The following is a 12,316-nucleotide window of genomic DNA, read 5'->3' on the forward strand; positions in this document are numbered from 1 at the left end:
TAACCATTGTATTTAGTCAGGTACAGACAAACGAATACTGATTAATGAATCATCATGATATCAATGAGCCGCTTGATTTTTTCATTGTCACCTGTATCAACATACACTGTTTTTCTGTTTTTTATGATATTCTCAGTCACTTCCCTCATGACGCCTTTTTCTACATCATCAGCGGAATCCCAGCGTAAAGGCACATTATATACATGAATCGTGCCATCCCCATTGCCATGATAAGTGACTGATCCATCCACTAAACGAGAACCTGCTAACTGGGTCACATCTTCTGGATAGCTGGCACTTGTATCATCATTAGGATTAATTGGCTCGCCAGCCGAAATATGTCGAACATTTAATTCATCTATCTCTTGATTAGGTCCCAGTTGAAGCCAAACCCTGGCATATTCAATTTTTTCCGAAGAGTATGCTGCCAATACATTGTCTTCTTTGCTTTTCTCCTCTGCTGAAGAGGTATCATTTGCAGCTTTTGTTGCGGATTCTTCTGATTCTGTTATTGGCTCCGCTTCATCCTTGCGTATTTTGGTGCTCTCTTCAGGCTCAGTGTGTTTTTCGTCAGTTTGCACAGCAGAAGCTTGATTTGAAGGTTGATGTGCTTCTTCATCCTTACTGCCCGTACATCCAGCAAGCAAAATCATGAGCAGCTGGGCAGTATTGCAATAACATATCATTTTGCATTTCTTCATTCTTTCATTCCTCTCCATTAACTCAGGTCAGCTTCATATATAAGTTTATGTATCTAAATATTACCATGGAATAGATAGGATGATATTGAAAACTGTTTAAGAAGAGGAAACGATCTTGAATAACATCGCGAAAACTTAAGAATTCTTAAGAAGTTTTGCCCCTTTTTCTTCAGGTTTTGAATGTAAAGTGGGATATAAATGCAAAACAAATGGAGAGATTAGATATGAAACGCCTGTTATTCTTATTTCAGTATATAGTGAATCCGAGAACTGTTGGTGCGATCCTTCCTAGTTCAAGGTATCTTGGAGATAAAATGGTGGAAGGAATTGATTTCAAGAAGGCTGCATACATTGTCGAATATGGGCCGGGTACGGGTGTATTCACAAAAAAACTGCTTGAAAAAAGAAGACCTGAAACGACTATTTTATTAGTGGAGCAAAATGAAGAATTTTATTTACTATTGAAAGAGACATTTAAAGACGAAAAGAATGTATTCATTGTAAATGGATCTGCTGAAAATAGCAGCCAGTATGTAAAGGATTATGGTATGCCTTATATAGACTATGTGATTTCTGGCCTTCCCTTTGCAAGCTTGCCAAAAACGGTTTCAGCCAACATTTTATTAGATACCGCAAAGATTTTAAAAAGAGATGGTGAATTCATTACTTTTCAATACACTGCGTTGAAAAAACCGTTTTTTGAACAGTTTTTTACCAAAATAGATGTAAAAAGAGAGCTTAGAAATGTACCGCCGGCTTATGTCTTTAGCTGCTCGATGCCGCAAAATGATTTGGAGGAATTATATGGAGTCGAACGTTCTTATAGTTGATGATGACAAAGACATTAGAAATCTCATCTCTGTTTATTTAGAAAATGAAGGCCTGCACACTCAAAAGGCTAAAGACGCAATCGAAGCTTTAAACCTGCTGGAACAAAAAGAATTTGACCTCATGATTATTGAACTTTGATTACTGTATATAAGCGTTTTTTAGTAAATGCTCTTTCATTTTTTGTATAGCCTTCGCTTCGTCAGATCCATTTGCGTGTATATATATTTTGGTTCCGGGTTTAATTCCTAAATCCATAATGTCCATTATGGATTTGGGTGATTGTTTGAGGTTAACAGTTTTCCCTTGGTATTCAAGAAAAATATCTGATGTAAACCGATGAGCTATACTGACTATTAGGGTAGCCGGTCTCGCAAACCCTGTTTCCTTAATGATCGTAAATTGTCTTTTAATCATTCTTCACCTCATTACATTCAGCCTCTTGACGGATTTATAGTTGGGTTGCAGATCAAATTTGAATTTAGAGTACCTTTAGGATAAGCGGTCTAATTTCATCATTTCTCTGCATTTTGAAATAACACCCTTTCTTTGTGTTTACAAAATAATTCTCTCAACTAACTAAAATGGACAATGACTTCAGTCGAGAAAAAAGCATGATTTACTAATCAACATTTGTTTATTATTGTAAATAAAAACATGGTGTATACAATGGTTACATTCAGGCGATTTGTTGATTATTCAACATTCCACTCTCATTTGTTGATTATCTTAAGAAAGTTTGGTGAAAAGCTATGTCCAAAGTGGATAGAAGAATAACCAAAAGCCAAGAGGCTATTAAAAGAGCTCTGATTGAGCTGATGACTGAAAAAAGTTTTGATCATATTACGATTAAGGAAATTTCTGAAAGGGCAAATGTAAACCGTGGAACAATCTATCTTCATTACTTAGATAAATTTGATCTATTAGAAAAAATTATGGAAGAGCATATAAACAATATGGGGGATTTTTGTGAGTCGGCAGCTGAAATGGATTGGATTGAATCGACTGTACACTGCATGGAATACCTTGAGAGTAATTATTTATTCTTTTCGACGATGTTAGCCAGTGAAGGCGCTCGATATTTTCGCAGTCAGTTCCTTAAGTTTAATATCGAAGAGTTCAGGAAAGATGTAGATGTAACGAAAGGCAAGAATTACGGCCAAAGTGAAGATGTCATTGTTGAATTTATAGCAAATGCTTACGTAGGGGTAGTGGAATGGTGGTTGAAAAACGAAATGCCTTACCCGCCTCGTGTCATGGCAGAAAAAGTGGGGGATTTGTTAGAGCGGATTTTATAATGGCGTCAGGTAAATGGGTGTTGCGAATCGTTAGGAACAAGAAGGTGACTTATTTGTCTAAGCGAGAGATTCAAGTCTCCTCGATCGCATACAAAATACCAAGGGTTGCAGACCCTTGGTATTTTTATACTTTCATGCATTTTTGAAGTTTATGCTTAATGGTCTGCCTTACTTTGCAAATCGCCGAGCTGCGGCAACGCACATGATAACGGCGATATTCACTGCTACGAGTGCCCAGCCTACTTTCTCGTGCAGTATCACTGAGGCAAGCAGCAGTCCAAAAAAAGGCTGGAGAAGCTGGAGCTGCCCAACCGCTGCAATTCCCCCTTGGGCAAGACCTCGATACCAGAACACGAAGCCAATCAGCATGCTGAATAAGGATACATATGCAAGACTGAGCAGCGCGGGAACGCCGATCGCCGACCATGAGTCCGGCGTAAAAAAGAACGACAATGGCAGCATAAGAGGAAGCGACAGAACGAGTGCCCATGAGATCACCTGCCAATTCCCCAGACGCCGTGAAAGTTTGGCCCCTTCTGCATAACCAAGACCGCATACGACAATAGAAGCCAGCATGTACGCGTCGCCAAGCGGGGATGAACCTCCCCCCTGAATGAGGGCGAAACCTGCTACTAACAAGCTGCCGGCAGCTGAGAAAATCCAGAAGACGGGCCGAGGGCGTTCACCCCCGCGCAGTACGCCGAAGACTGCCGTTGCGAGTGGAAGAAGTCCAATGAAGACAATGGCGTGTGCGGATGTGACATGCTGAAGCGCTAAAGCTGTCAGCAACGGGAAACCAATCACTACGCCAAACGCTACCACTAATAATGAAATGAGGTCTCTTTTGGCAGGATGCTGCTGCCGGAAGATGAGAAGGAGACCTCCCGCCAGTACACCAGCTATCGCAGCACGGCAAACGGTGAGAAATAACGGATCGAAGTCTGACACAGCCAAACGGGTCGCAGGCAGCGAGCCGCTGAAAATGAGTACGCCTATAAAACCATTTATCCAGCCATTTGTTGTTTTGTTCATTATAATCACTCCACATATCTTTCTTGTTCATTGTCTGTATTTTCTTAACAAAACCAGCAGCTAAGGATTACAATGACTATAAACTGGAATTGGCCTTTTTTAAACGGCCAGTTTTCATAAAAAAATACATACCAGTTAGGAGAACAACGTGCAAATGGATATCACGCCTTTTTTGAATAGAAATCTGGATAGTCCGCTTTATCAGCAGCTTTATCGGTATTTTAAAGAAAATATGCATCGGGGCCGTATTCAAAAAGGAATGAAGCTTCCTTCAAAAAGACTCTTGGCGAATCAGCTTTCCATCAGCCAAACGACTGTAGAACGTGCCTATGAACAGCTCGCTGCTGAGGGCTATATTGTGAGCAAGCCAAGAAGCGGGTGGTTTGCTGATTATCATGATTCTGATTTTGCTTATGATAGAATGCCAAGCACAACACCCATCCAACAAGAAGCAGAAGAAAATAAACAATGGATTGATTTTCATTATGGGAATGTAGATTCTTCTTACTTCCCTTTTTCCGCATGGCGAAAAAGCATGGTCAATAGCTTAGACCAATATGGACACGAGCTTTATCGGCCGGGACATGTTTTAGGAGAGTTTGAGCTGAGAACACTCATTGCAGAGTACCTGTATCAATCTCGGGGTGTTCATTGCGGCCCTGAACAAGTGATTATAGGTGCCGGGAACCCTATTCTGCTGCAAATCTTGTGCCAAGTTTTTGAGCCGAATATTTCTATAGGGTATGAGGATCCTGGTTATCCAAGAGCACGCATGATTTTTGAAGCCAACCGCATGAATATTGTTCCTATACCAGTCGATGATGAAGGAATCTGTATACAGAAGATCAAAGAACAGCAGCCAAACCTTGTATATGTCACACCTTCCCATCAATTTACGCTGGGAACCATAATGACAATAAACAGAAGAATTCAGCTGCTCAAATGGGCGGCCGAAAATCAATCCTTTATCATAGAGGATGATTATGACGGGGAATTTAGGTACACAGGACAGCCGGTTCCTTCTCTTCAAGGGCTTGATCAGCATAACCGTGTCATTTATATGGGCACTTTTTCTAAGTCTCTTTTGCCCTCGCTGCGTATCAGCTATATGATTCTTCCTTCACCTCTTTTAAAAAAGGGGCATGAAATCACGTCCTTATATAAGCAAACAGTGTCCTGCCACAGTCAGCTAACCCTAGCTGAATTTATAAAAAATGGAGAGTGGCAAAAACACATCAACAGAATGAGAAAACTTTACCGCAAAAAAAGAGCCATTGTATTAGAGGCAGTGCAAAGGGAATTAGGAGAGCATGTCAGAATCCGCGGAGAAAACTCTGGGCTTCGTATCTTACTTGACGTTTATTTGCCATTTGGTGAAAAAGAGTTAATTGAGAAGGCGAAAAAACATGGAGTAAAAATTTATCCTGTTTCTCTTTCTTATCAAAATCATCCTCCTGCAAAAACGGTCTCGCTCGGGTTTGCAGGGGTTTCTGAATCCGACATAAGAGAAGGCATAAAAAAACTGAAGGCTGCCTGGAAGATATGAGGGAGCTTTCAGTTTAGCAAAACGGCCAAGTGACGGAACTAAGTGTTGAGAGCTGTTCAATATTTTTTAAGTATATGATGAGTGCCAGCAGTCCAGCCCACGATATGTCTGTTTAGCGAAAAACAGAATTTTTTATTTGCTCATCACAGTGCTAAAATAAACAAAATAGACAATTGAAAAAATAGAGGTGTAAGAATGAAGTTAGATGAGTTTACAATTGGCCAGGTCTTCAAAACGAAATCATTAAAAGTATCAAAAGATGATATTATGCGGTTTGCGGGTGAATTTGACCCTCAGTATATGCATGTAGATGAAGAAAAAGCGAGTAAAGGCAGATTTAATGGAATTATCGCTTCCGGCATACAAACACTGGCCATATCTTTTAAACTTTGGATTGAAGAAGGTCTCTATGGAGACGATATTATAGCCGGAACAGAGATGAATCATATGACATTCATAAAACCCGTATATCCGGATGATGAATTGTTTACAATTGTTGAGGTTCTTGATAAGCAGCCAAAGAGAAATGAATTGGGAATACTCACAGTATTGTTATCTACTTATAATCAAAAAGAAGTAAAAGTGTTTGAAGGTGAGTTATCCGTATTGATGAAACGATAACTCAGAAAGCCCGCTTTTCGCGGGCTCGATTGAAGCAGATGGGTGAAAGATGTTAGCGGGTTTCTTTTGAAAAATAAGAGGTTAAAATATCATAAACAATAGGCAAAGAAGTAAACCCCTCATTTTCTAGAAAATGACCCCCGTGCTGGACTTCGTATAACGCAGCGTCAATTTGTTGTGCCAGCTCCTTGCTCCATGAAAATGGAACAATTTGGTCGTTCTTAGAAGCAATGACAGCACGGTGCTTCGCGGACTCGATGATTTTTTGATGATCAAACGATCCCTGTGTAAATTCATCTAACATCTGTAAAGTGGGCAATGATTTGGCAAAGCCGGAAACAAGTATGATTCCGCCAAGCTGTTTTCGTAATTGAATATGTTCCAAAAATCTCAAAATGGCGGGGCACCCTAAGCTGTGAGCAACCAAATACGTATTTTCATGTAAAGTATGTTGATAAAAAGAGAGTGTCTCCAGCCAATCCTCAAGTCTTGGCTGGAGCGGATTAGGCATGTTTAAAATGTCTGCTTGGACCCCATCTGCGAGCAGACGTTTTTTCAGCCAAGGGAACCAATGATTTGTTGAGGAAGCTCTGTAGCCATGAATGATATAGACCTGTTTTTTCATTTTTTTCTCCAAACGAAGTATTTTCATTCAGTATAAAATTCCTCTCATTGGGAAACAAGTACGCACTTTTTTGTAAGTAGCTTTACATATGAGGCATTCCTTGTGCCATTCCCCACTTACACATTTCATCTATGAGGGGGTACAAAGATCGCCCTCTGTCAGATAACGAATACTCTACTTTCAGTGGGGTTTGAGAAACCTCAGACCGATGAATAAGGCCGTCAGTTTGCAATTCCTTAAGCTGTGCGCTTAACATTTTATGGGTGATGAAGGGCATAGCCCTTTTCAGCTCGCCGTATCTCATCGCTTTTTCACACCCTAACTCATAGAGAATTCTCATTTTCCATTTGCCCCCTATAAGAGATAAGGTGTATTCAAATGGGGCTTGTTTACTGCGGCACAGGCTATTCATTGTAATCAAACCTCCTTTTTAAGTATCATATCAGAATAAATCAGGATTTTCGGTGTTGAAGCTTGAGGGCGATTCACGATCTGAAGTGAAAGGGGCCGCTTGCCCAACAGGCGGCACGGTACATGAATGTTCTAAGTCAAAGAGGGTTACCTTACTGTTAATTACTTTATTTAAAAAAACGGATGTTTTTAGCTGAAAATATCTATTATGGTATATTTAAATATAACGAAATATTTGAGAAATGAGGAATGGTATGAATACACCCAAAAAACATAAGAAATTTAAAGCGAAAATGATTTTCCAAATCATCATGGTTATCATTGGAGGAATCATAGCGGCATATGGACTAGAAACAGTGCTCATTCCAAACAGTGTATCTGATGGAGGGGTGACGGGTCTTAGCATCGTTGGTTCACAGCTATTCAACTTGCCGCTGGGGATTTTGATTGCTGTGATCAACATTCCATTTGTCTGGTTAGGATATAAGCAAATTGGGAAAAGCTTTGCATTATTATCAATTATCGGAATCGTATCGCTTGCCGCGGGGACAAGCTTTTTCCACCACACACCTGCTATCATAGAAGGAGATACCCTGTTAATTACCGTTGTCGGCGGGATTATCCTTGGATTCGGAATGGGGCTGGCGCTGCGTAATGGCGGCGCATTAGATGGAATTGACATGCTTGCTGTGCTGTTATCCCGAAAACTGCCGTTTGGTACGAGCGATCTTATTTTATTCTTAAACCTTTTTGTGTTTATTTTTGTTTCCATAGTATTTGGTTTTCAAGGGGCATTGCTTTCAGTCATTGCTTACTACATTGCATCCAAAGTCATTCATGTCGTTGAGGAAGGCTTAAGCGGTTCTAAAACGTTTCAAATTATTACTGCCGAACCTGAATTAATGGTAGAGACCATACGTGATCAATTAGGCCGAAGCGCCACATATAAAGAAGCTTACGGGGGTTTTTCCCACGAGAAATTTAAAGAAATCACATGTGTCATCAACCGTTTAGAAGAAACCAAACTAAAGGAAATTATTAATGATATTGATAAATCCGCCTTTGTCACCGTATATGACGTAGCTGAAGTGAAGGGCAGCAATTTTAGAAATCTTAATCATCATTAAAAAATAGAATGACCTTTTTAACGGTAACTGACATGCCGCCGGTAAATGTAATCAAAAACACTTTTTGAGGGCTTGTGGGTGTCAGCGGTGAAGGTCTGAATCACAGAAATACCAAGGGCGTCAAAACCCTTGGTATTTTTTCTGGTTATTAGATTTTATCTTCAGCTTTACGTGCTGCTTCGAGCTTATCAATCCTGTCTTTATATTTTTCTCCCCAGTCCTTCATGTGCAGGATAACAGGTTCTAATGTTCTTCCAAACTCAGTTAAAGAGTATTCGACTTTTGGAGGGACCTGTTTATAAACCTCTCGGTGAATCACGCCATCCCGTTCCAATTCTCTTAATTGTAGCGTGAGCATACGCTGGGTAATTTTGGGGTATAGTTTTCGAAACTCATTAAACCTCTTTTTACCGTCAATGAGATGATAAAGAAGAATGCCTTTCCACTTACCTCCGATGATATCTAATGTTGTCTCCACCGGACATCCTTCAAAGTCATCAGAAGAATAATCAATACCGAGTTTACGATTTCGCAAGCTGTTCACTCCTAATAGTATACTTTTTGATACTATATACATTCAATGTGCGTACTTTTTATATTTTAATATACATCATATAATGATGTCACATCAAAGGAATGAAAGGAATGGATCATATGAAAACACTCGTACTCGTTGTACATCCGAATATAGAATCCTCTCGTATTAATAAAAAGTGGAAAGAAGCGGTTTTAAGTGAACCAGATGTAACTGTCCATGATCTTTATGAAAAATATCGCGATCAACCAATTGATGTGGAATTTGAACAACAGCAGCTCCTCGCCCATGACCGTATCGTTTTTCAGTTTCCGTTATACTGGTACAGCAGTCCTCCGCTTTTAAAACAGTGGTTTGATGAAGTGTTTACGTTTGGCTGGGCTCATGGTCCCGGCGGAAATAAATTGAAGGGGAAAGAGTGGGTAACTGCCATGTCCATCGGTTCACCTGAACACTCTTATCAAGCCGGCGGATATAACTTGTTTTCGATAAGCGAGCTGACAAAACCGTTCCAAGCATCTGCCCATTTAGTAGGCATGACCTATCTGCCTTCCTTTGCCGAATATCGCACCAATACAATCAGTGACCAAGAAATTGCCGAAAGTGCGAATCGGTATGTAAAGCATATTACAAATATAGAATTAAACCCGAAGGTTCGCCTGCAAAGATATTTGAAACAGCTGGAGGGTGTCGATTTAACATAAAGATTGATTTTGGAAAATCCTGTACTCACCAAGCAGGATTTTTTCTTGTTCAGCAGAGGGATTTTAACATATAGCGAAAAAAGAAGAAGCCACCAAAAATAAGCTATTTGCTTGGTCCTGACTGCTTATTTTTGGTGAAAGACTTATTTCTCTGTGATGAAATAAAGCAAAGCGATGACCGGAAAAGCGATTCCAATCCATAATGCTGTACCCCATCCGCCTGAGGCATATGCCCATCCTCCAATTGATGACCCTATCGCACCGCCTAGAAAGAATATCGCCATGAATAATCCGTTTAATCGACTGCGAATTTCAGGCGCCAACGAAAAAATGGCACGTTGACTGAGCACAAGGTTTGCAGATACACCCATATCTAACAGAATAGCTGCTGCCACTAGAACTGTTATACCGACGGGGGAGCTGCTCTGAATCATGAGCGGCAGTAATAAAGAGACAACGACAACACCGAGAGCGATTCCAGTGGCAAGCTTGGTTAAGCCTCGATCAGCCAGCCGGCCGCCTATTGGTGCAGCGACTGCACCCGCAATGCCCACCAATGCGTAGAGTGCTATTGCTTTCTGAGAAAAATGAAAATCAGGACCGGACAATAATAAAGGAACGGTAGTCCAGAACAAGCTGAAAGCTCCAAATACAAACGCATGATAGATGGCACGGCGGCGTAAGATTGGAGTCGTGCGCAGCAGCTTCCACATTGAACCGAGTAAGGCAGTATAGTTTGTATTTGCTGTTGGTTTTCTGGCAGGAAGCACTTTTGATAATACGATGGCCAGGATAACACTTACCACGGCGGACAAAGCGAATATTGCATTCCACCCCCAGATATCAGCGACTAGACTAGATATCGGACGGGAAAGCATAATACCGAGTAATAAGCCGCTCATGACATTGCCGACAACCCGGCCGCGTGCAGCGTCTGATGCAAGGTATGATGCAAATGGAACAAGCACTTGGGCTGCGATTGACCCCAATCCGACGAAAAACGCAGCTGCTAAAAACAGTGTTCCATGCTTCACAAATGCTGTTAGTGTCAAAGCCGCTGCGCTTAGAAGGAGCGATACAACAATAAGTTTTTTGTTTTCGATGATATCTCCTAAAGGGACAAGAAATAGTAAGCCGGCAACGTATCCGATTTGGGTGAGTGTAACAATCAATCCAGCACTGCTTGGAGAAAGTCCAATTGCCTTACTAATTAATCCGACCAAGGGTTGTGCATAGTAAAGATTAGCAACAATGATACCGCATGCAGTTGCGAGAAGAAGGGTTAAACTGGGTGAAATCCTCTGACCTGCTTGTTTGTTACTATTAGCCATAAGAATGAACTCCTTTTTAAGTGGTTTTTTGAGTGTAATCATGACTTCTCAACACAAGTGATTTTGTAAACTGAACGTTCAGTTTTGTTGATTAATGAAAATAATATACTAAACGTTCAGTTTTGTAAATGGATTTCTGTTTTCTTTTTTATTCAGGTTAAGTATACTGAACGTATAGTTTTGTATTTCGGGAAGGAATGATTCATGTGCAGAGTAAACGAGGGCGGCCGCGTGATGAAGGAACGCATAAGGCGATTCTTTCTGCAGCCTATGGCCTATTGTTGGAAAAAGGCTTCGATGCGGTGACAGTCGATAAAATTGCAGAGCGTGCGAAAGTGAGTAAAGCAACGATTTATAAATGGTGGTCTAACAAAGCTGCCGTTATCATGGACAGCTTTCTTTCGACCGCGACGGACAGGCTGCCTGTGCCTGATACAGGGTCGTCAGTACAAGATATAGTAACCCACGCCACGAATTTAGCTAGGTTTTTAACAAGCCGGGAAGGAACCGTTATTAAGGAATTAATAGGTGCAGGGCAGTTGGATGAAAAATTGGCAGAAGAATATCGCACGCGATTTTTCCAGCCTCGCCGCCTCCAAGCGAAAGGCCTTCTAGAAAAGGGAATTCAGAAAGGTGAATTGAGAGAGAATCTTGATATTGAAGTAAGCATAGATCTCATTTACGGACCAATTTTCTACCGTCTGCTTATAACAGGGGATGAGGTGAATGATTCCTATGTGCATGATTTGGTGATGAATGCGTTTAAGGGAGTTCAAGCTACCTCTGCTACAGAGAGTATGTAGCTGATAAGAACTGCAAAAGCTACGGATTATATGACAAATTGGTTCCATCGTACAGTGAAATATAAGATTTTTGTTGCTGAGCGGAATCATCGAGGGAACTCTTATCGGATGTCGAAAAAGAAGTCATTCAATCGTGAATACATAACATCATATTATTACATTCCTTTTCATCGATTGGAACAAGGGTTCTATACTTCAATGGAATATCGCAAAGTTGGAGTATTTAAAGAACAGGGGAAAATCGATGGCCATTATGTAGGTGTCATGGCAATGGAAAAAATACTTGCAATGTAAACAGGCCTCTAAAGAGACCTGTTTTTTAATATCCAAAAGATTGTCTATTTTCATCTTGGGCTCTATGACCACTCCCATAACTGAAATAGTCTAATATTTATACCAGACTGGATTATGATTGAAAACACCCGGAATCCCATAATAAACTTGATTAAAATAGAAACGCATTCTTTAAAAATGGAGCAGCTTCGACAATGGATAAAGGCAAATAAGGCAGAGTTCTCATAAAGAGATTGATATTCATTGAATCAAAAATATTTGATATTCCAAATATAAGGGATTGTTTATATAAATAAAAGTTTATATAATGACGGGGGCGCTAAGGAAACGCGGGGAGCGACTCAGGTTTTCGTTTCGAAGTTTTGATTCTTAAGAGCGCTACATATGGAAACGTAAAGGGGAATGTATAATCATTTGGCGTGTATATAACGATTTGCTTATATATTGATTTGGGAAGGAG

At 40.4% G+C, this 12,316-nt stretch carries 14 protein-coding genes and 1 pseudogene; 8 read left to right on the top strand and 7 right to left on the bottom strand.

All coding sequences use genetic code 11. The annotated features are described in order from the left end of the window. Positions 1-41: 41 nt before the first annotated feature. Positions 42-701: a hypothetical protein gene (locus MHH79_RS02850; protein WP_340034980.1), complete on the bottom strand. Its 660-nt coding sequence runs from the start codon at positions 699-701 to the stop codon at positions 42-44. Between the two features lie 224 nt (positions 702-925). Here MHH79_RS02850 and MHH79_RS02855 point away from each other — a divergent pair, with 224 nt between their 5' ends. Further along, a complete protein-coding gene (locus tag MHH79_RS02855; protein ID WP_340034981.1) occupies positions 926-1,531 on the top strand; it encodes an rRNA adenine N-6-methyltransferase family protein in 606 nt (201 codons plus the stop codon). Then, a pseudogene (locus tag MHH79_RS02860) lies at positions 1,506-1,667 on the top strand (response regulator); the annotation flags it as partial. The gene MHH79_RS02855 and the pseudogene MHH79_RS02860, both read left to right, overlap by 26 nt. Positions 1,668-1,670: 3 nt before the next feature. Here MHH79_RS02860 and MHH79_RS02865 read toward each other — a convergent pair. Beyond that, on the bottom strand, positions 1,671-1,946 hold the full coding sequence (locus tag MHH79_RS02865; protein ID WP_123374389.1) for an HPr family phosphocarrier protein: 276 nt from the start codon (positions 1,944-1,946) through the stop codon (positions 1,671-1,673). A gap of 335 nt (positions 1,947-2,281) precedes the next feature. Here MHH79_RS02865 and MHH79_RS02870 point away from each other — a divergent pair, with 335 nt between their 5' ends. Next, positions 2,282-2,827, top strand: a complete 546-nt coding sequence (locus MHH79_RS02870; protein WP_024572652.1) for a TetR/AcrR family transcriptional regulator — start codon at positions 2,282-2,284, stop codon at positions 2,825-2,827. Between the two features lie 168 nt (positions 2,828-2,995). Here MHH79_RS02870 and MHH79_RS02875 read toward each other — a convergent pair whose 3' ends face one another. After that, positions 2,996-3,859 (bottom strand): DMT family transporter, encoded by an 864-nt coding sequence (locus tag MHH79_RS02875; RefSeq protein WP_003234225.1) that lies wholly within the window; start codon positions 3,857-3,859, stop codon positions 2,996-2,998. Positions 3,860-4,013: 154 nt separating this feature from the next. On the opposite strand from MHH79_RS02875, the gene MHH79_RS02880 reads away from it, so the two are divergent. Both MHH79_RS02880 and MHH79_RS02885 read left to right on the top strand, forming a co-directional pair. Beyond that, on the top strand, positions 4,014-5,405 hold the full coding sequence (locus MHH79_RS02880; protein WP_340035150.1) for a PLP-dependent aminotransferase family protein: 1,392 nt from the start codon (positions 4,014-4,016) through the stop codon (positions 5,403-5,405). Positions 5,406-5,600: 195 nt separating this feature from the next. Then, positions 5,601-6,026, top strand: a complete 426-nt coding sequence (locus MHH79_RS02885; protein WP_024572354.1) for a MaoC family dehydratase — start codon at positions 5,601-5,603, stop codon at positions 6,024-6,026. A gap of 52 nt (positions 6,027-6,078) precedes the next feature. Here the strand turns inward: MHH79_RS02885 and MHH79_RS02890 are convergent, their stop codons facing one another. Then, on the bottom strand, positions 6,079-6,651 hold the full coding sequence (locus tag MHH79_RS02890) for an alpha/beta hydrolase (protein ID WP_024572355.1): 573 nt from the start codon (positions 6,649-6,651) through the stop codon (positions 6,079-6,081). An 82-nt stretch (positions 6,652-6,733) separates the two neighbouring features. Continuing rightward, the gene (locus tag MHH79_RS02895) at positions 6,734-7,063 is read right to left on the bottom strand and encodes a winged helix-turn-helix transcriptional regulator (RefSeq protein WP_123374392.1); all 330 of its coding nucleotides are present in this window, start codon (positions 7,061-7,063) and stop codon (positions 6,734-6,736) included. Positions 7,064-7,316: 253 nt separating this feature from the next. Between MHH79_RS02895 and MHH79_RS02900 the strand changes: the two genes are divergently transcribed. Beyond that, positions 7,317-8,189, top strand: coding sequence for a YitT family protein (locus MHH79_RS02900; RefSeq protein ID WP_340034982.1), 873 nt, complete (start codon positions 7,317-7,319; stop codon positions 8,187-8,189). A 148-nt stretch (positions 8,190-8,337) separates the two neighbouring features. Here the strand turns inward: MHH79_RS02900 and MHH79_RS02905 are convergent, their stop codons facing one another. Next, positions 8,338-8,724 carry a winged helix-turn-helix transcriptional regulator gene (locus MHH79_RS02905; RefSeq protein ID WP_003242640.1) on the bottom strand — a complete coding sequence of 129 codons (387 nt, stop codon included), beginning with the start codon at positions 8,722-8,724 and terminating at the stop codon, positions 8,338-8,340. 110 nt (positions 8,725-8,834) lie between these two features. On the opposite strand from MHH79_RS02905, the gene MHH79_RS02910 reads away from it, so the two are divergent. Further along, positions 8,835-9,428, top strand: coding sequence for an NAD(P)H-dependent oxidoreductase (locus MHH79_RS02910; RefSeq protein ID WP_015482849.1), 594 nt, complete (start codon positions 8,835-8,837; stop codon positions 9,426-9,428). Between the two features lie 143 nt (positions 9,429-9,571). On the opposite strand, the gene MHH79_RS02915 is transcribed toward MHH79_RS02910, so the two are convergent. Continuing rightward, the gene (locus MHH79_RS02915; RefSeq protein WP_309529839.1) at positions 9,572-10,759 is read right to left on the bottom strand and encodes an MFS transporter; all 1,188 of its coding nucleotides are present in this window, start codon (positions 10,757-10,759) and stop codon (positions 9,572-9,574) included. A gap of 206 nt (positions 10,760-10,965) precedes the next feature. Here MHH79_RS02915 and MHH79_RS02920 point away from each other — a divergent pair, with 206 nt between their 5' ends. Next, positions 10,966-11,562: a TetR/AcrR family transcriptional regulator gene (locus tag MHH79_RS02920; RefSeq protein ID WP_020425115.1), complete on the top strand. Its 597-nt coding sequence runs from the start codon at positions 10,966-10,968 to the stop codon at positions 11,560-11,562. Positions 11,563-12,316 lie beyond the last annotated feature (754 nt).

It is taken from the genome of Bacillus sp. FSL K6-0993, assembly GCF_037977205.1.
GTDB lineage: Bacteria > Bacillota > Bacilli > Bacillales > Bacillaceae > Bacillus > Bacillus subtilis.